The organism is Microtetraspora malaysiensis, assembly GCF_001528665.1.
Lineage (GTDB): Bacteria > Actinomycetota > Actinomycetes > Streptosporangiales > Streptosporangiaceae > Microtetraspora_A > Microtetraspora_A malaysiensis.
On the sequence record NZ_BBYJ01000007.1, the window covers coordinates 171,453 to 196,802 of the forward strand.

Here is a 25,350-nt window from a genome sequence, read left to right on the forward strand (position 1 = left end):
GATCCGATGCACCGAGATCTGATGCGCCGGTCCGGCCCGAAGTGTCCGCTCCGTCCCCCTCCTTCGAGGCGCCGCCCGCGCCCTCGGCCGCCGGCTCGTTCTCCGAGCCCAAGCCGGCGTCTCAGGGCTCCGCGGCCGAAAGCCCTGCCACGGCCCCGGCCCCCGAGACCTCCGCCGATCTTGGCGCCGATCTTGGCGCCGAGCACCGGCCCCTGCCCAAGCGCCGCCCGCGCTCGCCCAGGGCCGACGCCGCGCAGGCGACGGGAGCGCCCGAGCCGGCCTCCCAGGGCTTCGACTACTTCTCCACCGACCGCGCGGCGGACGGCGGAACACCTCCCGCGGCCGGACCGGCCGCCGCGCCCGAGCAGAGCCTGTTCGGCGGCGCCCCGCCCGAGAAGAGCCGGTTCGGCAGATCCGCCCAGGGTCCGTACCCCGCGCCCACCCCGGATCTGGCCGCGCCCGCGGACGCCCCGATTCCGGACCCCTTCGCGGCGCCCGAGCAGGAGCCCGTCGCCCAGGAGCCGCCCGCGCCCACGACCGAGCGTCTGCCGCAGCGTCAGCGCCGCGGCTCGGCCATCTACGGACAGGCGCCGACGCAGTCGATGCCGGCCGTCCCCGCGGAGCCGGCGGCTCCCCCCGCCCAGCAGTGGCCCGAGCTGCCCGCGGACCCGTGGGACCCGTGGCGCCGGGCCGGGCACGAGGTGCCGCAGGGCCTCGCCGTACCGGGCACCGAGCAGCCTCCGGCCGCCGCGCCGCCCGCGCCCGCTGCCCCGGAGCCCGCTCCGGAGCCGCTCCCGCTGCCCGCGTGGGCCCAGGCGCCCCAGCAGGCGTCGCCGTACGGGCCCGGGTCGGCGACCGGGTTCGGCGAGACGCGGCCGCCGGCCGGGTGGGAGGAGCAGGAGCTCGAAGAGGAGCCCGCTCCGCGCCCCAAGCGACGCGACCCGTACCTGGACAACGTCAAGTTCCTGCTGATCGCGCTCGTGGTGACCTCGCACGCGATCCGCCCGACGGTCGGCACGGACGCCAACCGCGCGCTGTACATCTTCATGTTCTCGTTCCACATGCCGCTGTTCGTGATGATCAGTGGCTATCTGTCGAAGAACTTCTGGAACTCGAACGCGAAGACGAACAAGCTCGTCGACACGTTCCTCGTGCCATACGTGATCGTCCAGTTCGGCTACGCCGCCCTCCGCGTCGCCTTCGGGCACAAGTGGAGCGTCTCGATCCTCGATCCGTACTGGCTCAACTGGTATCTCATCGCCCTGTTGTTCTGGCGATTGTCCACGCCCGTGTGGAAACGGATGAGATATCCGGTGCTCACCGCGTCGGTCGTCTGCCTGGTCTCCGGACTGTCCCAGCTCAGCGGTGATTTCAGCATCGACCGCGTGTTCGGCCTGCTGCCCTTCTTCGCGATGGGCCTGGTGCTCAAGCCCGAGCACTTCGACCTGCTCCAGCGTGCCTGGGTCAAGATCGTCGCCGGCGTCACCCTGCTGGTCTGGGCGGTCGCGGTGTACGTCCTCGCGCCGCGCCTCAAGTTGAGCCTCTGGTACTTCAACGCCAGCTACCACGACCTGCACATGACGTGGTGGTACGGCATGGGCTTCCGTCTGGTGTTCCTGGCGGGCGTCACCGTGATCTGCTTCAGCGTCATGGCCCTCGTGCCACGGCGCCAGATGTGGTTCTCCGAACTCGGCACGCGCACGCTCTACGCGTACCTGCTGCACGGCGTTCCGGTGATGATCGGCAAGGAGATGGGCTGGCTGAAGGTCTCGTGGCTGAACGGGCCCCTCGGCGTGCTGACCGTCCTGACCGGCAGCTTCGTGCTGGCGACCATCCTGTGCCTGCCGATCACCCGGACCCTGTTCAAGTGGATGCTGGAGCCGCGCCTCGCCTGGCTCTACCGCAAACCCAGGAAACCGGTGGAGCCACAGCCGGAAGTTCAGCGGTAGTTCCGCATGGATTAACGCGCCACATCCGGGCGCGACGGGATGAGACCCCAGAGTCGACACATGAGGGTATGTGTCGGCACGATCGTCCACCACCCCGAGGACGCCCGGATCGCGCACCGCCAGATCCGGGCCCTGCTCGACGCGGGGCACCAGGTCACCTACGTCGCCCCGTTCACCCACTGCAACGTGACGCCGCCGCCGGAGATCCGCGCCATCGACGTCCCCCGGGCCGTCGGCCCGCGGCGCCTCAAAGCGCTCCGGGCGGCGCGGGCCGCGCTGGCGAAGGGCTGCCGGGACGCCGACCTGCTCCTGGTCCACGACGTCGACCTCCTGCTCGCGCTGCCCCGCCGCAGGCCGGTGACCGTCTGGGACGTCCACGAGGACACGCGCGGGGTGCTGGAGGGCGAGGCGTACCTGCCCGGGCCGATGCGCCCGGTGCTGCCCCGGCTGATCGGCGCGCTGGAGCGGCGGGCGGAGCGCCGCCTGCACCTCATCCTCGCCGACGAGTCGCTGCGCGCCCGCTTCCCTGGCGGCCACCCGGTGGTGCCCGACCACACCGACGTCCCCGCCGTCGTGCCCGCCACCGGTGACGACCGGATCGTCTACCTCGGTCGCGTCTCGCGGGCCCGCGGCGCCGCCGAGATGATCGAGCTGGCCCGCCGCCTGCGGCCGTACGGGATCCGGCTCGACGTGATCGGGCAGGCCGACGCCGGCGTGCGGCCGCTGCTGCGGGACGCCCAGCGAGAGGGCCTGCTCGACTGGTTCGGGCACGTGCCGAACGCGCACGCGCTGCGGATGGCCGAGGGAGCGCTGGCGGGGCTGTCCCTGACGCACGACGTGCCCGGCTTCCGCGACGCCATGCCGGCGCGGGTCATCGAGTACATGGCGCGCGGCCTCCCTGTGATCACCACGCCCCTGCCGGGCGCGGCCTCGCTGGTCACCGGGACCGGCTGCGGCCTCCTGGTCCCGTTCCCGGGCGTGGGCCCCGGCCTCCCGGCCGAGGGCGCCGCGGGCCGCGATCCCGGGAACACCGTGGAGGCGGCCGTGCGGGCCGTCCTCACCCTCCGGGACGATCCCGGGACGCGCGCCGCGATGGGCGCCCGGGGACACGCGGAGGCGCTGCGCCGGTTCCACTGGCCGGTACGCGCCCCCGAGTTCGTGGCCCAGCTCGAACGCTGGGCGCGGGCTCCGCACCCCGCCGCCGCCCGCCCCAGCGGGCACGCCCTCACCGCCTGACCGGAAGCCCGGGCCGGCCGTACGGGACGGCCGATGAGGCCCGAGCGCACGAACGGCTACCGTCCGGGCCCCCGGGCTTGTTCTACTTGAATACGTGAGCAGCCATCTCATCCAGGGACGCCGGATCGACATGCCGGTACGGATCAGGGACGCGTCGGTGGGCGCGGCCACCTACCTCGTGCGAGCCGACGCCGCCCGTGCCGTGATCGCGTACTCCGGGCTGGACGTGACCGAGGTGCTGCCCGGCAAGGCCGCCTGCACGCTGGTGTTCGTGCGGTACCGCGACGGCGATCTGGACGCCTACCACGAGTTCGGCATGGCGTTCCTGATCCGGCCTCCCGGCTCGGGCCGCCCGCCGGGACGGGGGCCGCTGGCGGGGCTGAAGGACGTCCGCGCGGCCGGCTCCGGCGCCTTCGTCCACTGGCTGCCGGTCGACCAGGGGTTCACGCTGGAGGCGGGCCGCCGCATCTGGGGCTTTCCGAAGGAGCGGGCCGACATCGACCTGCGGCTGGCCACGCCGTACAAGCGGTGCGTGCTGCGCAGGGACGGGCGGCTGGTGCTCGACCTGCTGATCCGCCCCGGCCTCCCGCTCCCGCCGGGCGGGCTGGCCGGGGTGGACGCCTACTCCCACCTGGACGGGGTCACCCGGCGGATCCCCTGGAGGGCACGCGCGAGCGGGGTGCGGGCGCGGCCCGGCGGCGCGCTGATCAGGCTGGGAAACCACCCGATCGCCAAGGAGCTGAGCGAGCTCGGCCTGCCGGGCAGGGCTCTGATGACGGCGACCGCCGATCACGTGACGATGTCCTTCGAGGACGCCGTCGCCGTGTGACCGGCCGCGCCGCCGTTCGGTGCACGGCCCGCCGCGGCGTCATCGGCGGGCGGCCAGAACGCGCGTACCGGCGACGGCCAGGCCGACTCCCTCCAGGCACGCGCCCGCGACCTCGAACCATTCGCTGCCGACGACGAGCCCGGCCACGTGCAGCACGGGCCAGGCGATCACCGCGGCTCCGGCCCAGACCGGGACCACGCGGCCGCGGAGGAAGGCCACCCCGAGCAGCAGCGTCCCGACCAGGTTGCCGAGCACGAAGAGAAGGAACACCCACAGAGTGGACGGGTCGCTCTGCGAGCCGTCGATGACGGCCGCGTAATCCGCGGCGTTCCCCGGATGCTCGACCATGGCGAGCGTGACGTTCCCGGCGAAGGCGATCCCGAAGTAGCAGATGTACCCGGCGCCCATGAGCAGCGCGCCGACCGAGCCGAGTTTCCGGCCCCGGCCCACGAGGAGCCGCCGGGCGCCGACGACCGCCGGGACCATGAGCAGGCACCCCAGCAGCGCGGCCACGGTGCTGAGACGGATCAGGCCGGGGTGGGCCTCCGCCAGGGCGAGCGCCTCCGCGCCGGTGCTGTCGCCTCCCCCGGCGCGGGTGGCCCACGCGTACGCGCCGTTGGAGACGGCCAGCGCCCACGGCGCGATGAACATGGCCAGGACGGGCGCGATGCCGGGCCGCGGCGGGTCCGCCGCCGGCGACGTGCCGGAGGTCTGCTCGGACGGGGGCAGGGACGTTTCCATGATTCTCCTTGAGACGTGATCAGGCGCGGGCGCGCAGCGCCGGGGCGACCAACGCGACGCCGGCGAGGGTCAGGACGACGCCGAGCGCGGCGAGGCCGCGTGCGGGCCCCGGCACGCCGTCGGCGAAGAACGCGGGCACGGCGCTGAGCCCGGACAGGAGCCTGGTGACGATCACGAGCGCCGCGCCGGCCCGGCCGCCGCGCCAGGCGAGCACGACCCCGGCCAGCGTGAGCAGCCCGAGGACGGCGCCCACGACGGCCACCGCGAACGGCGGGTGCTCGCCGTCGCCGAACGGCATCGTCACGACGTCGACGAGACCGAGCAGACCGGACAGGATCAGCCCGGCGACGAGAGTTCGGGAGCGGTTCACGCGGCCCTCCTTGAGTGAACGGATCTCTCCATGGCCGCAGTGTCCGCGCGTCGCGCCGGCGCGCGGATCAGTGCCGCCCCGGGACCTCGCCACGTGCCGGCCCGGGTTCCGATCTCCGTGCTGCCACGTATTCACGAGCCCCGTCCGCCGGGCCTACCGTTGGCACGTGCCGTCTCTCCGCGCCCTCGCGTACGCCGCCGCGGTCGGCGTGTGCGGGCTCGCGGGCGCCGGGGCGGTGCTGGCCGGGATCGCCGACAGTGGGGACGCCGTCGCCGCGTTCCTGATCGGCGCGGCGTTCACGCTGCCCTCCGTCGTGCTCGGCGTGGTGGTCGCGGTGCGGCGGCCGGACAGCGCGGTCGGCCTGCTGCTCGTGCTCGTCGGCGCGACCGCGATGCGGATCGGGGTCGGCGAGCTGTACTCGCTGGCGGTTGCCCGGCGGCCGGGCCTGCCGCTCACCGAGCTGTACGCGGCCGTGTCCACCAGCGACTGGATGTTCCTGTACGTCCCGGCCGCGCTGCTCATGCTCGTCTTCCCCGACGGCCGTCTGACCGGGCCGCGCCGCCGCTGGACCGCCGCCGGGCTGCTCGCCGTCGCGACGCTGTTCACGGTGATCGCGGCGTTCAACCCCGATCCGTACCCGCCGCCCTTCCGGCACACGCGGCACCTCCTGCGGGTGGCGGAGCCGTACCTGTCGCTCCTGAACGCCGTCGGGATCGCGCTGCTGCCGGTCTTCCTCGGGCTGCTGGTCGCGTCCGCGGCCGCGATGGTGCTGCGCTACCGGCGGGCGACCGACGCGGTGCGGCGGGCGCAGCTCAAATGGCTCGCGCTCGGCGCCTCCGTCCTGCCGCTGACGCTGCTGCTGTGCTGGGCCGGGTACCTCTTCACCGGCGGCGCCGACCTGGCCCTGATCGGCCTGGCGGCGACCGCCCTGTCGGTCCCCGCGGCGACCGCGATCGCGGTGCTGCGGCACGACCTCTACGACGTCGACCGCGCGATCAGCGCCGCCGTCACGTACGGCCTGGTGACCGTGATCCTGCTGGCCTTCTCGACCACTGCCTCGTTCGTGGTGGGCCTCGGCGCGGGCCGGGCCTCGCCGGTGGCGGCCGCGGCGGCGACGGCGGTGTGCGCGGCCGCGCTGGCCCCGCTGCGCGTACGGCTCCGGCGCTGGGTGGACCGGCGCTTCTACCCGGCGCGCCAGGCCGCCCTCGCCGCCGTCGAGGACCTGCGCGCCCGTACGCACGCCGGCCAGGCGCAGCCCGAGCATCTGGAGGAGACGCTGCGCGGCGCGCTGCGCGACCCGGAGCTGCGGGTCGGCTACCGGCTGCCCGGCGAGACCGGCCTGGTGGACGCGTCCGGCGACCCGCTGCTCCCCGGCCCGGCCCACGTGGCCCCGGTACGGCTCGGCGGGCACGACATCGGCGCGATCGTCCGCGGCGCGACCGGCAGCCGGGAGCTGCTGCGCGAGGTGGCGTCCGCGAGCGCCCTGCTCGTCGAGGTGGTACGGCTGCGCATCGAGGTCAGCCGGGCGCTCGACGAGGCCGAGGCCGGCCGCGCCCGGCTGCTGCGCGCGGGCTACGAGGAGCGGCGGCGGCTCGAACGCGACCTGCACGACGGCGCCCAGCAGCGCCTGGTCTCCCTCGGCATGGCGATGCGGCTCGCCCAGCGCCACCTCTCCGACGGCACGGTGGACGTCGACGGCCTGCTGGACCGGTGGGTCGCCGAGCTGGCCGCGGCCGTGCGCGAGCTGCGGCAGATCGCGCACGGCCTGCGCCCGAGCAGCCTGGACGACGGGCTCGGCGCCGCGCTCTCCCTGCTCGCCGGGACGGCGCCGGTGCCCGTGACGCTCGACGTCGCCGACGGCGACCTGCCCGACGACGTCGCCACGACGGCGTACTACGTCGCGAGCGAGGCCATGACGAACGCGGTCAAGCACGCCGCGCCCGCCGCGATCGGCGTCCAGGTCAGCCGCGCGGGCGACCGGGTGACCGTACGGATCAGCGACGACGGCCCGGGCGGGGCCGTGATCCGCCCCGGCGCGGGGCTGGCGGGACTGACCGACCGTGTCACGGCGGCCGGGGGGACGCTCCGGCTGTCCAGCCCGGCCGGCGGCGGAACCCGGGTGGAGGCGGTGCTGCCATGCGCGTGGTGATCGGTGAGGACTCGGCGCTGTTCCGCGAGGGGCTGGCCCGTCTGCTCGCGGACGCGGGGTACGACGTCGTGGCCAAGGCCCAGGACGCCCCTGGCCTGGTCGCCGCCGTCGACGCCACGGCCCCGGACCTGGCGATCATCGACATCCGGATGCCGCCCGATCTCACCGACGACGGCGCACGGGCGGCGCGGCGGATCCGCGCCGCCCATCCGGAGCTGGGGATCGTCCTGCTCTCGCAGCACGTGGAGTCCCGGCACTCGGTCGAGCTGGTGTCCGGCGGGCGGTTCGGCTACCTGCTCAAGGACCGGGTCCTCGACGTCGACGACTTCCTCGACGCGCTCCGGCGGGTGGCGGCCGGCGGCTCCGCCCTCGATCCCGAGGTCGTCTCCCGCCTCATCGGCGCGCACCGGGCGAGCGACCCCCTGCGCTCGCTGACCGCCCGGGAGCGCGAGGTGCTGGCCCTGATGGCCGAGGGTCGCACGAACGTCGGGATCGCCCGGCGGCTCTGGCTCACCGACCGTACGGTCGAGACCCACGTCAGCTCGATCCTCACCAAGCTCGGCCTGTCCGGATCCGACGAGGACCATCGCCGTGTGCTCGCGGTCCTCGTCTATCTCAACCGGCCGTGAGGAGCCGGGTTCAGGCGATCGCGTCCAGTGCGCTCAGACGATCGGCGGGCGGCCGAGGCGGAGCATCCGCCACGCCGTGCGCCAGGCCATCGGCCGGCGCTCGCCGGCGGGCTCGCGCAACCCCTCGCGGAAGCCCTGGAACCATGCTTTGAGCGCCGCTCCCGACCGCTCCCGCAGCAGGGTGAGGACGATCCAGTTGCCCAGGTACAGCACGGCCAGCGACCAGGGCAGGTTCCTGCGTGCCAGCCACACCCGGTTGCGGGCGTTCAGCCGGTAGAAGTCGGCGTGCCGGCTCGGGAGCACCAGCGGGTGGTACATGACGGTCTGCGCGTCGTACTCGATCCGGTAGCCCTCGCCCAGCAGCCGCCAGGCCAGGTCGGTCTCCTCGTGGGCGTAGAAGAAGCGCTCCGGCAGCCCGCCGACCTGGAGGTAGGCCGAGCGCCTGATCGCGCAGGCGCCGCCGAGGAACGTGGTCACCGGCGAGGAGCGCTCGGGGTCGCCGGCGCGGAGCCGGGGGACGTGCCGCCGCTGCACCGAGCCGCCGTCGGGGTCCATCACGCGGAAGGAGATCACCGCGAGGTCGGGCTCGGAGGCGAAGCGCTCGCGGACGTGCGCGACCAGCTTGCCGTCGGCGTACCATCCGTCGTCGTCGAGGAACAGCACGACGTCACCCGAGCACTCCTGGACGCCGCGGTTGCGGCCCATGGGGATGCCCGCGTTGTGGCCGATCCGCACGGTCTTGATCGTCGCCCCGGAGCCGGGCCGCGGCCGGGCCGCGATCTCCGGCACGTCCGCGCCGTTTCCGACGATCACCACTTCGACGTCGCCGTCGGTCTGCGTGAGGGCGGACTCGACCGCCCGGTTCAGCTCGGCGACCCTGTTCCCCATGGTGAGGATGACGCACGAAATCTTCACCGCGTCATCGCCTCGACGCGTGGCAGCGAGCACACGATTTCATGATCACCGAGTCTGTACGGCCGAACCATCCCGAACCTGTCTGGTTTACTGCGCATCAAGGGTATCGGAACTGTGACCGACGCCCCACCAAACACTCGGACGCGGCAGGCGGCCTCCCGGTTCCCCGATCCCCCTTCCGTAAACGTCGAGAAGTCCGGTGTCACGAGAGCCGCCGCGACGCCAGGATGCTGACGAGATGCAGCACGAGCTGGAGGCCCGCGATCACCGCGCAGGCGACGGTGAGGATCCGCGTGGCCGGGAACCAGAAGTCGAGCAGCGCCGCCACCACCACGATCAGGGACAGCTCGACCGCCTGGATGACGCGGTGGAAGCGCAGCGCCGCGGCCACCTTCCGCGCCGCGCCGAGCCCGCGCGACTGGAAGTGCCCGGCGGACGCCTCTGTGGCGGCGGTCAGGCCGGAGCGCGCCCGGGCGACGTCGACCAGGTCGGTCTCCGCCTTGATCAGGATCGCGCCGAGCGCGGCCGCGACGCCGAGCACGGTGTACCAGTCGGGCAGCACCTGCGACGCACGGAAGCCCAGACCGATGAGCAGCGCCGCCTCGGCGAGGTAGTGGCCCACCCGGTCGAGGTAGACCCCGGCGATCGAGGTACGGCCGGTCCACCGGGCGAGTTCCCCGTCCGAGCAGTCGAGCAGCAGGTAGACCTGGATCAACAGCGCGGCGGCGACGGCGGCCCAGAACCCGGGGATCGCGAGCACGACGCCCGCGAGCACACCGCACGCGATCATCAGGCCGGTGACCTGGTTCGGCGAGATCGGGGTCTTGGCCAGCACCCAGGTCGCGTAGATGGACAGTTTCCGCATGTACAGCAGGCCGGCCCAGTGCTCGCCGCTGCGACGGTCCATGGTGGTCTGCGGCTGCGCGACCGCGCGCAGCTCAGCGACCGACGGCGCGGACATAGCCCTCCACCCTCGTCTTGACCTCGGTCTCCGACAGCCGGAGGTGCTCGAGGATGGTGTATCTGCCGGGCCTGGTCGACGGCGCGAGCATCACCGCGTCGGTGAACTGGTCGACCGTCAGGCCGAGGTCGCCGGGCGTGACAGGCAGCGCGTGCTGTCTCAGGCAGTCAGTGATCTGATCGAGGCGCCGGCTGTCCTCTCTCAGGAAGAAACAGAACGCCGCGCCCACTCCGGCGATTTCGCCGTGGTTGGACGTTCCGGGAAAGAGCTGATCCACGGCATGAAGGATCTCATGGTCGCCGCCACTCGAAGGACGGCTCGACCCGGCGACGACCATCGCCATCCCGCTGAGGACCAACGACTCGGCGAGGACGGTGAGGAATCCGTCGGACTCGATCGAGTCGGAGCGGCCCACCACCGCCTCGGCGGCCGTGCGGGCCATGGAGACCGCGACACCGTCGATGGGCTCGCCGCGCTCGGCGTTGCCGAGCTGCCAGTCCTCGATGGCGGACAGGTTGCTCAGGACGTCGCCCACCCCGGCGCGGACCAGGGCCGACGGCGCGCCGTGGACGAAGTCGAGGTCCACCATGATCGCCAGCGGCATCGGCACGCCGAACGAGGGCTTGCCCCCGTCGTGGACCAGGGAGGCGACGGGCGAGCAGATGCCGTCGTGCGAGAGGTTGGTGGCGACCGCGACCATCGGGATGCCGGCGAGGGACGCGGCGTACTTGGTCGCGTCGATGGTCTTGCCGCCGCCGATGCCGATGACCGCCTCGTACGCCCCCTTCCGCAGGTCGGCGCCGAGGGAGACGGCGGCGTCCACCGACCCGTCGGCCACCCGGAAGACCTGGGCCTCTCCCAGGGTCGGTGCGATCACCTCCGCGATCTTGTCGCCCTGACTCACTCCGACCGCGACGGCGACGCGGCCGGAGGTGGCGACCCGGCTGTCGGACAGCAGCGCACCGAGTTGGGCGATCGCGCCCCGCCGTACCTCCATGATCAGAGGGGCGGGGAGCATCCTGGCCAGAATCGGCAAGAGGATCTCCTTAGGCGACGAGAGCTAACGCGCCGCCGGGCGGGATCTGCCCGGCGGAGCGATGTCCAGGGGGGTGCGTCGCGAGGCGGCGGGTCCACGTCCCCCGCGACATGAAGGAGCGGGGGAGTGACCTGGCGCGCGCCGGGCCGCGGCCTAGTAGCGGCACGCGATCTCGCGCGCCTTGGCCAGGTCGTCGTGGTTGTCCACCTCGACCCAGTCGACCTTGCCGATCGGAGCGACCGAGATCTTCTCGCCCCGGCCGACCATCTCCTGGTAACCGTCCTCGTAGTAGAGCTGCGGGTCGCGCTCGAAGGTGGCGCGCAGCGCGTCGGCCAGCCGCTCGGCCGCGCCGGGACGGATCAGCGTGGCGCCGATGTACTCGCCGTACGCCTCGGCCGGGTCCATCAGCTTGGTGATGCGCTTGAGGCTGCCACCGTCGAGGGTGACCTTCATCTCCTCGTCGGCCAGGACCTTCACGTCGTCGACCGCGAGGAGGATGTCGCTGGTGGCCTCCGCCGACAGCAGGGTCTCCTCGACCGAGACCGGGTGCACGGTGTCGCCGTTGACCAGCAGCGCGCCCTGCGCGAAGTAGTCGCGGGCGCACCACAGGGAGTAGGCGTTGTTCCACTCCTCGGCCTTGTCGTTGTGCACCAGGGTCAGCTTCACGCCGTACCGCCGCTCCAGGTCCGCCTTGCGCTCATGGACGGCCCCTGCCTGGTAGCCGACGATGATGACGACGTCGCGCAGGTCGACCGCGGCGAGGTTGCGCAGGGCGATGTCGAGGATCGTGGTCTCGCCGTCGACCGGCACGAGCGCCTTGGGCAGCGTGTCGGTGTACGGCCGCAGGCGGCGTCCGGCTCCGGCGGCCAGCACCATTCCCAGCAACGTGCACTCCTAGAGGTCGATCGACTGGCAGTAACCCCAAAGATTAGTTGCCTTTGTGCCCTGATCGGGTAATCCGTACGCCCGGCGGCGTTCATCCGCGTGGTTCATGCGGCGCGGACGACGGCCGCCGGGTCAGTCGCCGGCGCCGAGATCGGCCGCCTCGACACCCGAGCGCGGCGCCGCGAGCCAGCAGGTCGCGCTCTCCCAGCAGAAGAGGCCCGTCAGGTAGAGGCAGAGCAGCGCGAACATCCCGGTGACCAGGCCAAGGGCGCCGCCGACCGCGACGGCGAGCATCCGGCCGTCCCAGCCGAGGCCGGCCAGCGGCAGCCAGAGCGGCGGGTACACGTGCTGCCGCACCCGGTAGACGGTGTCGTAGTGGTGGAACACCACCGCGCCGAGCAGCGCGAAGGTCAGCAGCGGCGGGACGTCGTGCGCGAAGCCGACGCAGGCCACGAAGCCGTACTCGGTGAGGCGCAGGATCGGCGGGACCAGCCAGTCGAGCCGTCCGTCGTGCCGGTGGGAGCTGCCCGGACCGGCGAGCAGCAGGGCGACCGCGGGGGCGAAGACGGCCAGGCCGTCGGTGCCCGCGATGCCGACGAGCAGCAGCACCCCGGTCACGAAGGCCCCCGCGACCGCGGGCGGCAGCGGCGGGAGCTGGCCCGCGACCATCGTGCCCATCGCCCGGGACAGCATGCCGTCGTCCCGGTAGGCGACGACCGCGCTGCGCGGCACCGGCGTCATATGTACGGAGACCATGCCCGCTCCCTCGCCCTGTGCGAGACCTGTTGTCATGTGAGAGACCTGCCGACGCGACCGGCGAGGGTGTACGCGAGCGCGACCGCGCCCCAGCCGAGCAGGGCGATGAAGGTCACCCTGGCGTTGAACACGGCCGCGGTGACGGCGATGAGCGCCATCCGCTCGCCGATGGGCAGCACGACGACTTTCTTCGCCCACCGGGTCGCCGTGCCCAGGTCGAGCCTCCGGGACAGGCCGGCCACGCGGCTCGCGACCGTTTCCAGAGGAGCGCCGCCCCCGTCGGCCCGCCGGCGGGCGGGCGGGTCGTCCGGGCGGGACAGGTCGGAGGCGACGGAGAGCGGGATCGGCGGGCGCTCCTTGCCCCACGCCGCGTCCGCCAGCGCTCCGGCGTACGAGAAGTCGATCATGTGCCGGAGCGCCTGCAGCAGCATGGCGGCGACCGCGAGCGCCCAGATGCCGCCCGGTCCGGTCGGCCCCGCCGGGACGCTCGCGGCGTAGCCGATGGCCAGCCCGGCGTACACGAGGTATTCCTTCACCCGGTCGAAGGTGGCGTCGAGCCAGGCGCCGAGCGGCGAGAAGCCGCGGGTGTAGCGGGCGAGCTGGCCGTCCACGCAGTCGAGCGCGAACGACAGCAGGAGCGCCGCCGCGCCCGCGATCTGGGCGGTCCGCTCCCCCGCCGTGAACCAGATCGCCGCCACCACGGCCAGGCCGACCGAGACGCCGGTGACCGCGTTGGGCGTCATGCCCAGCCGCGCGGCGAGCCGTACGAGATGGGGGGACCAGGTGCTCACGCAGTAGGTGGTGAACAGGCCGTCGTCGGACTTGACCGCGGCCCGCAGCCGGGCGGCGCGCTCGTCCACCTCGGCCAGGCGGCGCACCGCCGCGTCCGCCGCCGTCTGGCCCGACGCCCGCGCGCAGTGCAGCCCGCCCAGCGGCGCGGCCTGCACGGGGACCCCGGCGCGCACCAGGCCGGCGAGCAGCAGGTCGGCCACCTCGCTGTCGCCCGCCCGGCCGAGCCCGCGGTGCTGCGCGAGGTCGGCGAGTTCCTCGGCCACGTCGGCGAGGCCGGCGAGATGGGCCTCGCCGACCTGCAGGACGCCGCGGAAGGTGGCGTCCGGCGACTCGACCCGGTGGAAGGAGTTGCCCGCCGCCGCGATCCGTCCCCGTTCGGTGCGCACCGGCGGCAGGAGCGGCCCGGCGGCGCCGGGCTCGACCAGCGCGCGCGAGCCGCGTGAGGGATGCTCCAGCACCGCGGCGAGGGCGTCGGTGTGGGCGACGAGGTCGCCGTACAGCACGGCCACGGGGCCGCTCGCGGCGCGCGCCGCCTTGGCGACGGCGCGCAGGTCGTCGGCGAGGCCGCCCCCGGTGTCCTCGGCCCGGGTGACGACCTGGACGTCGCGGACGGAGAGCGTGCGCAGTTGGGCGGTGAGGCGGTCGAGGAGGGTGGCGCTCCCCGACGTGAGACGGGACGCGGGTGTGGTCGCGAAGACCACGGCGACCGCGCCGGTCGAGGCGCCGGGTGTGGTGCCGGGCGTCTCCCGGGCCGCTGCTGCCCCCATGGGTCTCCCACTCCGCTGTGATCACTTCCGGGTCCACACCGCAACGTAACTGAGTGATCACGGGGTGGCAATGCCATTCGGCAGCGGTTCGCGAACGGCCTGCGGGTATGGTCAGTCCGGGGAGGCATCATGATCGCGAAATCGCGTCTGCGTACGGTTGGAGTCGTGCTGGCCGGCGGGGTCGGCCAGCGGGTGGGGCTGAACACTCCGAAGCAGCTACTCAAGATCGCCGGCAGGACGATCCTGGAGCACACGCTCAGCGTGTTCGACGGCCATCCGGAGATCGACGAGATCGTCGTGCTGATGACCCCCGGCTTCGCCGACGAGGTCGCCTCCCTGGTCGAGCGGAACGGGTACACGAAGGTCACCAAGATCCTCGAAGGGGGCGCGTCCCGCACCGAGACCACGTGGCGCGCGCTCCAGGCGCTCGGCGACGAGGAGTGCGACGTGCTGCTGCACGACGCGGTCCGCCCGCTCGTCGAGCCGCGCATCATCAGCGACTGCGTGACCGCGCTCGCCCGCTACGAGGCGGTGGACGTGGCCATCCCGTCGTCCGACACCGTCGTCGTGTCCGCCCCGGGGCCGCGCGGCGAGATCATCCGCGACATCCCCGACCGCTCGCGGCTGCGCCGCGGCCAGACCCCGCAGTGCTTCCGGCTGTCGGTCATCCGGGCTGCGTACGAGCGGGCCTTCGCCGACCCCGACTTCGAGAAGCTGCCCGCGACCGACGACTGCGGCGTCGTGCTGCGCTACCTCCCCGACGTGCCGATCTACATCGTGCCGGGCAGCGAGCACAACATGAAGGTCACCCACCCGGTCGACGTGTTCATCGCCGACAAGCTGTTCCAGCTCGCCGAGAGCACCGCCCCCGCGCTCACCGAGGAGGGCTACCACGAGGCGCTGCGCGGCAGATGCCTGGTCGTCTTCGGCGGCAGTTACGGCATCGGCGCCGACATCGTGCGGCTCGCCCGCGGCTACGGCGCGACGGTCCACCCCTTCTCCCGGACCGTGAACGGCGTGCGCGTCCAGGACGCCGCCGCGGTCGAGGACGCGCTCGCCCGCGCGTACGCCGAGACGGGCCGCATCGACTACGTGGTCAACACGGCGGCGGTCCTGCACATGGGCAAGCTGGGCGAGGCCGACCACTCCACCATCGAGGAGACGATCGGCGTCAACTACCTCGGCCCGGTCAACATCGCCCGCGCGTCGTTCAAGTACCTGGCGGAGACGCGCGGCCAGCTCCTGCTGTACACCTCGTCGTCGTACACGCGGGGGCGGGCCGACTACAGCCTCTACTCCTCGACCAAGGCGGCGGTCGTCAACCTCACCCAGGCGCTCGCCGACGAGTGGGCGGACCAGGGCGTCCGGGTCAACTGCGTCAATCCCGAGCGCACCGCCACACCGATGCGGTTGCGCGCGTTCGGCGACGAACCCGCCGGAACGCTGCTGTCTTCGGCCGCGGTCGCCCGTACCAGCCTCGACGTGCTCATCTCCCGCCTCACCGGACACGTCATCGACGTGCGGCTCACCAGGTGACTGGGTACGCAGCGATGCATGGGGGGATCGTTCAAGGGAAGAAACGCGCTGCTCAGCTGGGTGGTGCTCGCGTCATATCCGGCCCTGACGGCGGCCGCGCTGTATCCGCTTCCATGGGTCTTCGTGATCCTGGCGCCGTTGTCGTACGCCGCGGAGGCGGCCCTGCCTTCGGGCGCCGCGGAACGTCTCGGCCGGCTGCAGCTCCCGGCCACGCTGCGCTTCATGATGCGCGAGATGGCGGCCGTGCTGCTGCTCGCCAGGACCGCGGGAGCGGAGTCCCCGTGGTTCGCGCTCCTCGCGGGCGGGCTGTTCCTGTTCCACTGGATGCGCGCCGTGCAGAGCGGTCTCGCCACCTATCTGAACCGGTGCCACAACCTGAAGCCGGTCGACACCAGGAACCTCGACGTCTCCTCCCCGCCCGCGCCGCCTGAGACGCTGGTCAACTGGCGCGGCGCCCGCCTGCTGTACCTGGACGCGCTGCCCGTCGGCACCGCCGCGTTCGGCGCGCTGACCGGGAACGACTGGCTCGGCTCGGCCGGGGTGGCGGGCGCGCTCGTCCTGGAGACCGCCGCCGTGCTGGCGCTGTCCGTGTACGTGCTGCGGGCCGCTCCGCTGTCCGACCGGCGGCACGTTGTCGCGACGGTGGACGAGCGGGTCCGCGCGTACCGCCCCGAGGTTCTGCTCTACTTCTCCGGCCCGGCCGACTCGGCGTACCAGGCGACGATGTGGCTGGGCGCGCTGGAGCGGATCCGCAGCCGGGTGCTGGTCGTGCTGCGGGAGCGGGATCTGCTCGGCGCGCTGGGCCGGACGACGCTCCCCGTGCTGTGCGTCCCCTCGGCGGTCGACCTGATGAACTTCCGCGGCCTGGACACGGCGCGGGTCGCCCTGTTTGCGTCCAACGTCGGCAACAACATCCACATGCTGCGGGTGCCCGGCGTCACCAGCGTCTTCGTCGGCCACGGCGACAGCGACAAGGAGGCGTCGTTCAACCCCTTCACGAAGGTGTACGACGAGGTCTGGGTCGCCGGTCCGGCCGGGCGGGACCGCTACCGCCGCGCCGGGGTCGGCGTCCGCGACGAGGCGATCGTCGAGGTCGGCCGTCCCCAGCTCGCCGGGGTGCGGCGGACCGGTCCGGGCCTGCCGTACCCGAGCGTCCTGTACGCCCCGACATGGGAGGGATGGACGGACGACCTGTTCCACACGTCGATGATCACGATGGGGCCCAGGCTGGTGCGCGGGCTGCTCGCCCTGGGGGTACGGGTGATCTACAAGCCGCACCCGCTCACCGGGCACCGCTCCGCGCCCGCGCGCCGGGCGCACGCCGCGATCATGCGGACGCTGCGCGACGCCATGGCCGGGGACACGACCGTGCCCCACCTGGTGGTGACCGGGGACGAGCCGCACCTGTACGAGTGCTTCAACCAGGCCGACCTGCTGATCAGCGACATCTCCAGCGTCATCGCCGACTTCCTGGCGAGCGGCAAGCCGTACGCGGTGACGAACGTCGCCGGGCTGCCGGAGCGCGAGTTCCGGGAGCGGTATCCGACCGCCTCGGCGGCCTACCTGCTCGGCCCGGACTGCGCGGAGCTGCCCGGCGTGGTGTCACGGATCCGCCCAGGGGAGGACGTGCTGGCGGAGGCCAGGCACGAGCTGAGGAGCTATCTGCTCGGGCCGGACCATCCGGACGCCCTCACCCGGTTCGACGAGGCCGTCATGGCCGCCCGCGCGAGAGCGGGCGCGGCGGCGGGCCGGAGCCTCGCGACGGCGGGCGACGAGGTCGCCTGACCGTCCGGGCCACCGCCCGCCGCCTGGGTCGTGTCAGACACTCCCTCGCGCGGCTATTCGCTGTAGTGATCCTGTACGGGCATCCGCTGCACGGCGGGACGCGGCTTGCTGAGCCCCGGCGGGCTGGTCAGGAAGCCGGTGCCCCATGAGACGTGCATCGTGGCGTAGACCAGCGGCAGCCGGAGCAGCGCCGCCCCGGACAGCTCCCGCCCGGTGAGCGCCGAGCCGGCCAGGATCGCCGCGATGTACGCCCCCGGGATGAGCAGTCCGGGCCAGAAGAACGGCGACACGACGAGGCCGAGGGCCATCGCGAGCACCGCCGCGGGCGGCGCGAGGTAGCGCAGGTTGATGGTCCCCTGGTGGGTACGGGAGACCACCCGCCGCCACCGGCCGTAGTAGAAGTACTGCTTGGCCAGGGCTCGGACGTTCGGCCGGGGACGGTAGGACACCCGCATGCGCGGCTGGAAGTAGACCAGGCCGCCGGTCTCGCGGATGCGGTGGTTCATCTCCCAGTCCTGGGCGCGCTGGAAGTGCTCGTCGTAGCCGCCGACCCGCTCCAGCGCCTCCCGGCGGAAGACGCCGAGGTAGACGGTGTCGGCGGGGCCGGCCTGGCCGCCGGTGTGGAACCGGGCGTTGCCGACGCCGATCTTGGAGGTCATCGCGCAGGCGACGGCCTGCTCGAACGGGCTGACGCCCTCGGCGGCCATGACGCCGCCGACGTTGTCCGCGCCCGTCTGCTCCAGAGTCTCGACGGCGGTGGCCAGATAGTCGGGCGGCAGCATGGCGTGGCCGTCCACCCGGGCGATGATCGGATTGCGGGACGCGGCGATGGCCGCGTTGAGGGCGTTGGGCGTGCGGCCGGTCGGGTTCGGCACGACGACGACGCGAGGGTCGGCCGCGGCGATCGCGTCGGCGACCTCCTGCGTGCGGTCGTGCGATGGGCCGACGCTGAGGACGACCTCGATGGGGCCCTCGTACTGCTGGGCGAGGACCTGCCGTACGGCTTCAGCCAGGTGCCGCTCCTCGTTGAGCACCGGCATGATCACCGAAATCGGCGGCCAGTGGCGCGTGCGCGACTGGCTCGTTTGTGGCGAGTCGGGGAAGGGCTTCATGGCCTGGCTCACGCTACTGTACGTGGGGGCGAAGACGGCAACCGAAAGGTGACCGCGGGGATGCGTGGCGACCACGAGGAGGACTCCGGCGTTCGCGTGGGGGGCGACGGCAACGGCGGGGTCAGGCTCGCGGCGCGGCGGGCCAAGCGCGGCCGCACCAGCCTTCGCTCACTGATCGTCTCCGGCTCGCTCTCGACGGCGGTTCTGCTCGGCTCCGGGGCGCTGTGGGCGATCCCCAACTACGCCATCAGCCAGGTCAAATCGGTCGACGCGGGCACCCAGGCGTCGGCGCCGCAGGGCGCGATGAACATCCTCCTGGTCGGCCTGGACAAGCGCGACGACCTCAGCCGCCGGCAGCAGAACCAGCTCCACCTCGGCCGTGAAGAGGGCCAGCGCACCGACACGATGATGGTCATCCACCTCTCGGAGGACCACACGAAGGTCACGGTCGTCAGCCTCCCCCGCGACAGCTGGACCGAGATCCCCGGCTACGGCACCCACAAAATCAACGCGGCCTACCAGTACGGCGGGGCCAAGCTCGCGGTGCGCACTGTGCAGGAGGCCACCGGCCTCAAGATCAACCACTATGTCGAGGTCAACATCCTCGGCTTCATCGACGTCGTGGAGTCCCTCGGCGGCGTCACCGTCTGCACGCCGGTCCCGATCAACGACCCGAAGACGAAGCTCGACCTCCAGCCCGGCACGTACGACCTCAACGGGGCGGACGCGCTCGCCTACGCGCGCACCCGGGCCACCGCGCGCTCCGACCTGGACCGGATCGACCGCCAGCAGCAGGTGATCTCGGCGCTCATGCAGAAGGCCCTGAGCGGCGGCACGCTCACCAACCCCGCCAAACTGACCGGCCTGGTCAACTCGGCGCTCAAAACGCTGACCGTCGACGACGCCCTCAAGAAGGACGTCTTGGGCCTGGTCGGCCAGCTCAAGGACGTCTCGACGGACGACGTGTCGTTCGCGACCGTCCCCCTCTCCGACGTGAACTTCACGACGCCGACCAAGGAGTCCGCCGTCCTGTGGGACAAGAAGGCGGCGCGTGAGCTGTTCCAGCGCATCGACTCCGACCAGCCGCTCACCGGCCCGACCGCCACGGCGTCGCCCAAGAGTTCGCCCAAGGTCTCGCCCTCGGCGTCCGCGTCCCCGGCGCTCACCGTGCCGCCCCAGCGCATCTCGGTCCGCGTGCTGAACGGCACACTGATCACCGGGCTCGGCGCCAGAACGAAGACGGCGCTGGTCGAGGCCGGCTTCATGGTGCCCGCCCCGCCCGGCGACACCGCCAAGCGGGACACCACCACCACCGTCGTCCGGTACGCCAAGGGCCGCGAGGACTCGGCGCGCACCGTCGCCGCCGCGATCCCCGGCGCCGAGCTGCGAGAGGCGAACGTCCAGGGCGTCGAGGTGATCGTCGGCCAGACCCACAACACCGTCAAGAAGGTGAAGGTCGCCGCCGAGCAGCCGACCGCCACCCCGTCGGAGACCGCCACGCCCGCGACGTCGGCCAAGACGGCCACGGAGAACATCTGCAAGAAGTGACCCGGCCGCGGGCCGGGTCACGCCGCTTCGGGGGCCCAGCGCCGCCGTACGGGCGTGAAGGCGGCGGCGCCGGCGACCAGCAGGCATCCGGCCCCGGCCGCCAGGTAGACCGCGGAGGCGCCGTACCCTTCCGCGGCGGCGGTGAGCACGGCGGCGCCGACCGGCCCGAGAGCGTAGTGGACGGTCCAGAACGCGGACGTGACCCGTCCGAGCAGGTGGTCGGGGGTGACCTCCTGGCGTAGCGACATGCTGCAGATGCCGGCGATGGTCGTGGCGAACAGGAACGCCGTCATCATCACCGCGACGACCGTGACGTGCCCCGCCATGCCCAGCGAGATGACGGCGACCCCGCCCAGGGTTTGCGCGCCGATCCAGCAGGGGCCGAAGCCGAACCTCCGGCGCGCGCGGCCGACGAGCGCGGACGCGGCGATCGTCCCGGCCGACGCGACCGCGAGGACCGTCCCCACGGCGGCGTCCGTCTGCCCCAGGTCCTCTTTCAGGTGGTAGATGGTGATGTCGGTCAGCCCGGTCGTGACGAAGATGATGAAGGACAGCAGCACGGTGAGCGAGCGCAGCACCGGGTGCCGCCACAGGAACCGCACGCCGTCCAGGAAACCGGCGAGGCCGCTCATCGCCGGGGCGGGGCCGCGGTCGCCGCGCGGCCTCGGCCGTACGAGGCACAGCCCGAGCGCGGAGACCGCGAAGCTCGCCGCGTCCACGCCGATTGCGATCGAGGGGCCGAACGCCCCGGCGACCACCCCGGCCAGCACCGGCCCCGCCACGCCGGCCACCGCGTACGACGCGGAGAGGCGGCCGTTGGCCTCGGTGATCCGGTCCGGATCGACCAGCGCGGGCACCACCGTCACGTACGTGACCTGGAACGTCATGCCGAAGACCGCGCCGAGGGGCACGATCACGTAGAGCAGCCACACCTGCGGCGCGAAGAGCCAGACGATCGGGATGAGCCCGTAGAGGACGGCGCGCGCGACGTCGCAGACGATGAGCACCGTGCGGCGGTCGAGGCGGTCGGCCACGACCCCGGCGAAGAGCCCCGTGATGACCGACGCGACCCCGGACAGGCCGGTCAGCAGGCCCATCTGGAGCACCGAGCCCGTCGCCTTGAGGGCGAGCAGCGGGATCGCGACGGCGGTGAACATGTCTCCGGCCACGGAGAGCGTCTGCGCGATCAGGAAGATCGTGAACCCGCGGTCTCTCCGCACTTACGCCCCCGCTACGTGATCGATCGATGATCGCCGCATCACGTTAACCGTCAGGCCGTCCGGGCCGCATCACGTTAAACCGCCGGGCCGTCGGAGGCGCGTCACGTTAAGCCGGCGGCCTGTCCGGGCCACATCAGGACAGGCCGTCAGACCGTCAGACCGTCCGGGCCGCATCACGTTAAACCGCCGGGCCGTCGGAGGCGCGTCACGTTAAGCCGGCGGCCTGTCCGGGCCACATCAGGACAGGCCGTCAGACCGTCAGACCGTCCGGGCCGCCGCCCTCGCGATCGCGCCGCCGATCAACGTTCCGGCAGCCGGGCCTCGATGCCGTCCAGCAGGCGTTCGAGGCCGTATTCGAACCGCTCCTCGACGTCGCCGTACGCGCGCCCGCCTTCGGTCGCCATCTTGGTCACCATGGGGTGGTCGCCGCTCGCGATGATGGACATCAGGTACGGCTTCTGGAGGGCCGTCCACTCCCTCAGGTCGAGGCCGGTGCGGCGCAGCGCCTCGGCCTCGGCCAGCTCGCTCTGCACGAACCCGTTGACGTAGGCGAAGACCCCTCCGATGAGCGTCAGCATCTCGTCGACGCCGAGGCCGAGGCCGTCCACCATGCGGAGGGACGCCTCCAGGAGCCGCAGCCGGTTGGGGCTCGCTCCCTGGCGGCTCGCGGCCAGAGGCGCCAGCCACGGATGGCGCAGCATGGTCAGCCGCGCCCGCCGGGCCAGCGCGCCGAGATCGGCCTTCCAGTCGCCGCTGAGGACGGTGCCCTCCGGGAGGTACTGCGCGACGACGGCGTCGACCATCAGCTCGATCACGTCGTCCTTGCCCGAGACGTAGCGGTAGAGCGACATGGTCCCCGCGCCGATCTCGGTGGCGAGCCTGCGCATCGATATGGCCTCCAGGCCCTCGGCGTCCGCGACGCGGACCGCCGCCTCGGTGAGCGCGGCCCGGCTGTAGTTCGGCTGCGGGCCCCGGGCCGGCCGCTCGGGACGCATCCACAGGTTCTCGCGCGCCATCGTCTCCCCCTATTGCGTACGCCGTACCGGGTTAAGTATGGTCGAAACATAATTGAGTACGCTGTACCCGGTTTCGTGGAGAGCTCCCGTGACGATTCCCCTGGCAGACGATGTGTTCCGCGCCCCCGGCATGGAGCTTTTCGACTTCCCCCCGCTGTGGGAGGGCGCGCCATATTGGCTGACCAAGCCGGTCGTGCTGGCCATCGGTGGGGCGCTGGTGGTGTGCGCGCTCGCCTGGGCCGCCTTCGCCAGGCCGACGCTCGTGCCGCGCGGGATGCAGAACGCGGGCGAGCTCGTCTACCTCTTCGTGCGCGACCAGGTGGCCCGGCCGTTTCTCGGCAAGGACGCCGAGCGCTGGATGCCGCTGCTGCTCAGCATGTTCTGCCTGATCCTGCTCTGGAACTTCATCGGGGTCGTCCCGGGGCTCCAGTTCCCGGTGAACGCCCACATCGCGTTCCCCATCGTGTTCACGCTCATCGCGTACATGATCAAGATCTATCTGGGGATCCGGCACCAGGGGCTGGCCGGCTACCTCAAGAACCTGATGTTCCCGCCGGGCCTGCCCAAGGCGCTGGCCCTCACGCTCTACGCGCCGCTCGAACTGCTCTACACCTTCGTCACCGCGCCGTTCACGCACGCCGTACGACTGTTCGCCAACATGTTCGCCGGGCACCTGCTGCTGGCGTTCTTCAGCGCCGCCGGGTTCTGGCTCCTGCACGAGCAGCCGTCCCTGGCGGGAGCGCCCGTCGGGGTCCTGAGCGTGACCGTCGCGGTCGCGATGACGGCGTTCGAGATGTTCATCCAGTTCCTGCAGGCGTTCCTGTTCACCCTGCTCACCGCGATGTACATCGGGGCCTCACTCCATCCCGAGCACTGACGCGGGAGACCGCCAGCGGACGGCGTCCCGGGCGTCCTGATAGGCGGCAGTGATCTCGATCTCGTACTCGTGGTGATCTGTCACGGTCCCGCGGCCGTCCGGGTAGCGCACGCAGAATTGCGCCGCGGTCCCCTGAATCTGCTTCGCGAAGCAGCGCCCGTCCGGTTCGTCGTCCGAGGCGGGTACGGGGCTCCAGCCGCCGTTCCGTGCCGCGTCCGCGTAGAAGGAGGCCACGTCGGCGCGGGACGTCGTCAGGCCGTGGCGGAAACCTTGCACGGCATAGGGAATCCTGTCGTCGCCGTCGCACCCGGAGTAGGGGCGCTTCACCGCTCGTGCCCCCGGCGGGTGGAGGCCGAGGGCGGGCAGAGACGCGAGGGCCGCGGCCAGCCGCTGCTCCTCGACAGTGCAGCCGGACGCGTCGACGACCGCCGCGCGGACCCCGGCGACGGCGAGGCCGCCGGCGAGCGCCAGACCAGCCAGGAGCAGCGCGATTCCCCAGCGCATCGATAAAGGGCCGGCACTTCTCGGAGGGATTTCGCCGCGCGCCGCGTCGCTGATCCTTTTCATGCTGTCTCCGTTCGCTCAACGTCGTGGCGACACCAGAGGACGGCCCAGCGCGCCCGCCGCGCCGATTTCGACCGGCCTTTCATCATCCACACCGCTCCGCGGCCGACGGGTCGCACAGCACCACGTAGCGGTCCCGCGAGAAGACCTCGCGATATCCGCGCCGCCGTAATAGTTGAACGTCGGCAGCCTGGTCCTGGACCGAATCGAAATGGGGCTGCTTGTCGTTGAGATCAGCCAGTATCCACGGGGCACGCTCGGGCCGTAGGGCAGTTTTCGCGGCCCAGGCGACGACCGCGGCCCGCGCGGACATATTCGGCCCGAGCGCGCTCGCCGCCTCCACGAGGACACCGTCCGGAATCCGCCGGATGGCCTCCTGCGCCGCGGCGAATCGCGGCCCCGTGCGGTACCAGCTCGGTGAGAACAGATTGCCCAACGCGAAGAACGGCACGATCCCGACCGCCGCGACGGCGACGACGGCCGTCCAGGGCCAGACCACGTGCCGGAGTCGCCGTCCCTTCACCATGCGGCGCAAGCGTGCGCCGCCGTCCACCGCGGCGCAGAAGAGAGCCATCACGACCGCCGCGTTGTAGTGATAGCGCGTCCCCCACCAGCCGGCGGCCCCCGGGTCCGTGGCGAGCATCCGTTCGGCGAGCAGGACCGCCGCCGGCAGCACGTACGGCGACAGCAGCGGAAGGAAGAGCAAGGGAGCGAAGAGCAGGAGCAGCGTCACCGGCTTCGTTCCGGGGGTGGCGAGAACGTGCAGGACCTCCTGCGGCCGGGTCATGATGTGGACGACCGCCTCGCCGACGTCGTCGCCCCATCCGCTGTAGTACCAGTAACGGCGCGGATCTCCGCCGAAGGCCGGGACGAGGACGTAGCCGGCCAGCCAGAAGAATCCCGCCCCACCGAGAACCATCGCTACGCCCGTACGCCGCCACTCGCGCAGGAAGAGAAGGCCCAGCCCGAGTCCGGCGACGAGGAGCGCCAGGTCTTCCTTGACCAGGAGCAGGGCCGTCGCCGCGGCCAGAACGTGCCATCGGCGCCCGGCCTGCAGTCGCTCGAACAGGATCGCGGTGAGCAGCGGCACGAACGCGTATTCGTGGAAATGGAAGTTCACCGTCTCGGCGACCGGCCAGGAAATGACGTAGGCGATCGCCAGCAGATATGCGGAGGTCACGCCTAGAGCGCGCCGCGCGTAAACCCAGAAGGGCACCACGGCCAAGGCCAGCAGGGCGGCCTGCGCCACGATGAGCGTCTCCGGGCCATTGTGGATCCAGTAGAGCGGGGCCAGCACCGCGAGAATCGGCGAGAAATGGTCGCCCAGCAGCGAGAACGCCGAGCCGAGCTGCTCCCAGTTTCCCTTCACGGTCGAGAGAGGCGGCCCGAACCCCGCGTACCCACGTACACCCTGGTCGAATATGACCAGGTCATAAATCCCGGTCCGGAACGTGAAAAACTTGACCAGCCCGAGCAGCGAATACGCGAGGAAGGCGACTACCGCCACAACTCCCACCGCGTACCGGTGGCGGAAGAATGCGCGAGATCGACCCGAGAGCATGAGGTCGAGCATGTCATGATCTTGCTCTCCGCCACCGACGATCCGCAAAAGTGGAAAGAAACGACATTCTGCGCGTTTTGCCGGGTTTACTCCTCCAGAAAATCCGACATAACACC

22 protein-coding genes are annotated in these 25,350 nt (G+C 72.1%); 9 read left to right on the plus strand and 13 right to left on the minus strand.

The window, feature by feature from the left end; genetic code table 11:
- Positions 1–41: 41 nt before the first annotated feature.
- From AWQ71_RS39990 to AWQ71_RS08590, 3 genes are all read left to right on the plus strand, one after another.
- The gene (locus AWQ71_RS39990) at positions 42–1,949 is read left to right on the plus strand and encodes an acyltransferase family protein (protein ID WP_084258707.1); all 1,908 of its coding nucleotides are present in this window, start codon (positions 42–44) and stop codon (positions 1,947–1,949) included.
- A gap of 60 nt (positions 1,950–2,009) precedes the next feature.
- Positions 2,010–3,185 carry a glycosyltransferase gene (locus AWQ71_RS08585; protein ID WP_157570250.1) on the plus strand — a complete coding sequence of 392 codons (1,176 nt, stop codon included), beginning with the start codon at positions 2,010–2,012 and terminating at the stop codon, positions 3,183–3,185.
- 94 nt (positions 3,186–3,279) lie between these two features.
- Positions 3,280–4,014, plus strand: a complete 735-nt coding sequence (locus AWQ71_RS08590; protein ID WP_067129404.1) for an acetoacetate decarboxylase family protein — start codon at positions 3,280–3,282, stop codon at positions 4,012–4,014.
- Positions 4,015–4,053: 39 nt separating this feature from the next.
- Here the strand turns inward: AWQ71_RS08590 and AWQ71_RS08595 are convergent, their stop codons facing one another.
- Together AWQ71_RS08595 and AWQ71_RS08600 are read right to left on the minus strand one after the other, a co-directional pair.
- Positions 4,054–4,755 carry a hypothetical protein gene (locus AWQ71_RS08595; protein ID WP_067129412.1) on the minus strand — a complete coding sequence of 234 codons (702 nt, stop codon included), beginning with the start codon at positions 4,753–4,755 and terminating at the stop codon, positions 4,054–4,056.
- Between the two features lie 19 nt (positions 4,756–4,774).
- A complete protein-coding gene (locus AWQ71_RS08600) occupies positions 4,775–5,125 on the minus strand; it encodes a hypothetical protein (RefSeq protein WP_067129415.1) in 351 nt (116 codons plus the stop codon).
- A 166-nt stretch (positions 5,126–5,291) separates the two neighbouring features.
- Between AWQ71_RS08600 and AWQ71_RS08605 the strand changes: the two genes are divergently transcribed.
- Positions 5,292–7,274 carry a sensor histidine kinase gene (locus tag AWQ71_RS08605; RefSeq protein ID WP_067129418.1) on the plus strand — a complete coding sequence of 661 codons (1,983 nt, stop codon included), beginning with the start codon at positions 5,292–5,294 and terminating at the stop codon, positions 7,272–7,274.
- Positions 7,262–7,903, plus strand: coding sequence for a response regulator transcription factor (locus tag AWQ71_RS08610; protein ID WP_067129420.1), 642 nt, complete (start codon positions 7,262–7,264; stop codon positions 7,901–7,903). Before AWQ71_RS08605 ends, AWQ71_RS08610 begins: the two co-directional genes overlap by 13 nt.
- A 33-nt stretch (positions 7,904–7,936) precedes the next feature.
- On the opposite strand, the gene AWQ71_RS08615 is transcribed toward AWQ71_RS08610, so the two are convergent.
- The 6 genes from AWQ71_RS08615 to AWQ71_RS44315 form a co-directional block, all read right to left on the minus strand.
- Positions 7,937–8,818 carry a glycosyltransferase family 2 protein gene (locus AWQ71_RS08615; RefSeq protein ID WP_067129422.1) on the minus strand — a complete coding sequence of 294 codons (882 nt, stop codon included), beginning with the start codon at positions 8,816–8,818 and terminating at the stop codon, positions 7,937–7,939.
- Positions 8,819–9,020: 202 nt separating this feature from the next.
- Positions 9,021–9,779 carry a CDP-alcohol phosphatidyltransferase family protein gene (locus tag AWQ71_RS08620; protein ID WP_067129424.1) on the minus strand — a complete coding sequence of 253 codons (759 nt, stop codon included), beginning with the start codon at positions 9,777–9,779 and terminating at the stop codon, positions 9,021–9,023.
- Entirely contained in the window at positions 9,757–10,797 is a 1,041-nt protein-coding gene (locus AWQ71_RS08625) for an iron-containing alcohol dehydrogenase family protein (RefSeq protein WP_067129426.1), read from the minus strand. Before AWQ71_RS08625 ends, AWQ71_RS08620 begins: the two co-directional genes overlap by 23 nt.
- A 171-nt stretch (positions 10,798–10,968) precedes the next feature.
- Positions 10,969–11,700 carry a phosphocholine cytidylyltransferase family protein gene (locus AWQ71_RS08630; protein WP_067129428.1) on the minus strand — a complete coding sequence of 244 codons (732 nt, stop codon included), beginning with the start codon at positions 11,698–11,700 and terminating at the stop codon, positions 10,969–10,971.
- A gap of 132 nt (positions 11,701–11,832) precedes the next feature.
- A complete protein-coding gene (locus AWQ71_RS44310; protein ID WP_067129430.1) occupies positions 11,833–12,456 on the minus strand; it encodes a DUF5941 domain-containing protein in 624 nt (207 codons plus the stop codon).
- Positions 12,457–12,488: 32 nt separating this feature from the next.
- The gene (locus tag AWQ71_RS44315) at positions 12,489–14,015 is read right to left on the minus strand and encodes a CDP-alcohol phosphatidyltransferase family protein (RefSeq protein WP_067129432.1); all 1,527 of its coding nucleotides are present in this window, start codon (positions 14,013–14,015) and stop codon (positions 12,489–12,491) included.
- A 129-nt stretch (positions 14,016–14,144) separates the two neighbouring features.
- Between AWQ71_RS44315 and AWQ71_RS08645 the strand changes: the two genes are divergently transcribed.
- Both AWQ71_RS08645 and AWQ71_RS08650 read left to right on the plus strand, forming a co-directional pair.
- Positions 14,145–15,551 carry a bifunctional cytidylyltransferase/SDR family oxidoreductase gene (locus AWQ71_RS08645; protein ID WP_067129435.1) on the plus strand — a complete coding sequence of 469 codons (1,407 nt, stop codon included), beginning with the start codon at positions 14,145–14,147 and terminating at the stop codon, positions 15,549–15,551.
- A gap of 18 nt (positions 15,552–15,569) precedes the next feature.
- Positions 15,570–17,336 carry a CDP-glycerol glycerophosphotransferase family protein gene (locus AWQ71_RS08650; protein WP_067129438.1) on the plus strand — a complete coding sequence of 589 codons (1,767 nt, stop codon included), beginning with the start codon at positions 15,570–15,572 and terminating at the stop codon, positions 17,334–17,336.
- Between the two features lie 53 nt (positions 17,337–17,389).
- Here AWQ71_RS08650 and AWQ71_RS08655 read toward each other — a convergent pair whose 3' ends face one another.
- Positions 17,390–18,448, minus strand: coding sequence for a glycosyltransferase family 2 protein (locus AWQ71_RS08655; protein WP_084258709.1), 1,059 nt, complete (start codon positions 18,446–18,448; stop codon positions 17,390–17,392).
- A 60-nt stretch (positions 18,449–18,508) separates the two neighbouring features.
- Between AWQ71_RS08655 and AWQ71_RS08660 the strand changes: the two genes are divergently transcribed.
- A complete protein-coding gene (locus tag AWQ71_RS08660) occupies positions 18,509–19,996 on the plus strand; it encodes an LCP family protein (RefSeq protein WP_067129441.1) in 1,488 nt (495 codons plus the stop codon).
- Between the two features lie 17 nt (positions 19,997–20,013).
- Here the strand turns inward: AWQ71_RS08660 and AWQ71_RS08665 are convergent, their stop codons facing one another.
- Together AWQ71_RS08665 and AWQ71_RS08670 are read right to left on the minus strand one after the other, a co-directional pair.
- On the minus strand, positions 20,014–21,216 hold the full coding sequence (locus tag AWQ71_RS08665) for an MFS transporter (protein WP_067129443.1): 1,203 nt from the start codon (positions 21,214–21,216) through the stop codon (positions 20,014–20,016).
- Between the two features lie 299 nt (positions 21,217–21,515).
- Positions 21,516–22,232: a TetR/AcrR family transcriptional regulator gene (locus AWQ71_RS08670; protein ID WP_067129445.1), complete on the minus strand. Its 717-nt coding sequence runs from the start codon at positions 22,230–22,232 to the stop codon at positions 21,516–21,518.
- 88 nt (positions 22,233–22,320) lie between these two features.
- Between AWQ71_RS08670 and atpB the strand changes: the two genes are divergently transcribed.
- Positions 22,321–23,109 (plus strand): F0F1 ATP synthase subunit A, encoded by a 789-nt coding sequence (atpB, locus tag AWQ71_RS08675; protein ID WP_369407192.1) that lies wholly within the window; start codon positions 22,321–22,323, stop codon positions 23,107–23,109.
- Here the strand turns inward: atpB and AWQ71_RS08680 are convergent.
- Positions 23,089–23,613 (minus strand): hypothetical protein, encoded by a 525-nt coding sequence (locus AWQ71_RS08680; RefSeq protein WP_067129449.1) that lies wholly within the window; start codon positions 23,611–23,613, stop codon positions 23,089–23,091. The genes atpB and AWQ71_RS08680 overlap by 21 nt on opposite strands.
- A 145-nt stretch (positions 23,614–23,758) precedes the next feature.
- Positions 23,759–25,180: a DUF2079 domain-containing protein gene (locus AWQ71_RS08685; RefSeq protein WP_169806528.1), complete on the minus strand. Its 1,422-nt coding sequence runs from the start codon at positions 25,178–25,180 to the stop codon at positions 23,759–23,761.
- Between the last annotated feature and the right edge of the window lie 170 nt (positions 25,181–25,350).

Excerpts from the sequence above, each read along its gene's own strand:
- AWQ71_RS44310 (WP_067129430.1), bottom strand. The coding sequence starts at position 12,456 with ATGGTCTCCGTACATATGACGCCGGTGCCGCGCAGCGCGGTCGTCGCC.
- AWQ71_RS08670 (WP_067129445.1), bottom strand. The coding sequence starts at position 22,232 with ATGGCGCGCGAGAACCTGTGGATGCGTCCCGAGCGGCCGGCCCGGGGC.
- AWQ71_RS08680 (WP_067129449.1), bottom strand. The coding sequence starts at position 23,613 with ATGCGCTGGGGAATCGCGCTGCTCCTGGCTGGTCTGGCGCTCGCCGGC.
- AWQ71_RS08650 (WP_067129438.1), top strand. The coding sequence starts at position 15,570 with ATGGGGGGATCGTTCAAGGGAAGAAACGCGCTGCTCAGCTGGGTGGTG.
- AWQ71_RS44315 (WP_067129432.1), bottom strand. The coding sequence starts at position 14,015 with ATGGGGGCAGCAGCGGCCCGGGAGACGCCCGGCACCACACCCGGCGCC.
- AWQ71_RS08620 (WP_067129424.1), bottom strand. The coding sequence starts at position 9,779 with ATGTCCGCGCCGTCGGTCGCTGAGCTGCGCGCGGTCGCGCAGCCGCAG.
- AWQ71_RS08585 (WP_157570250.1), top strand. The coding sequence starts at position 2,010 with ATGAGGGTATGTGTCGGCACGATCGTCCACCACCCCGAGGACGCCCGG.
- AWQ71_RS08660 (WP_067129441.1), top strand. The coding sequence starts at position 18,509 with ATGCGTGGCGACCACGAGGAGGACTCCGGCGTTCGCGTGGGGGGCGAC.
- AWQ71_RS08645 (WP_067129435.1), top strand. The coding sequence starts at position 14,145 with ATGATCGCGAAATCGCGTCTGCGTACGGTTGGAGTCGTGCTGGCCGGC.
- AWQ71_RS08595 (WP_067129412.1), bottom strand. The coding sequence starts at position 4,755 with ATGGAAACGTCCCTGCCCCCGTCCGAGCAGACCTCCGGCACGTCGCCG.
- AWQ71_RS08610 (WP_067129420.1), top strand. The coding sequence starts at position 7,262 with ATGCGCGTGGTGATCGGTGAGGACTCGGCGCTGTTCCGCGAGGGGCTG.
- AWQ71_RS08625 (WP_067129426.1), bottom strand. The coding sequence starts at position 10,797 with ATGCTCCCCGCCCCTCTGATCATGGAGGTACGGCGGGGCGCGATCGCC.
- AWQ71_RS08655 (WP_084258709.1), bottom strand. The coding sequence starts at position 18,448 with ATGAAGCCCTTCCCCGACTCGCCACAAACGAGCCAGTCGCGCACGCGC.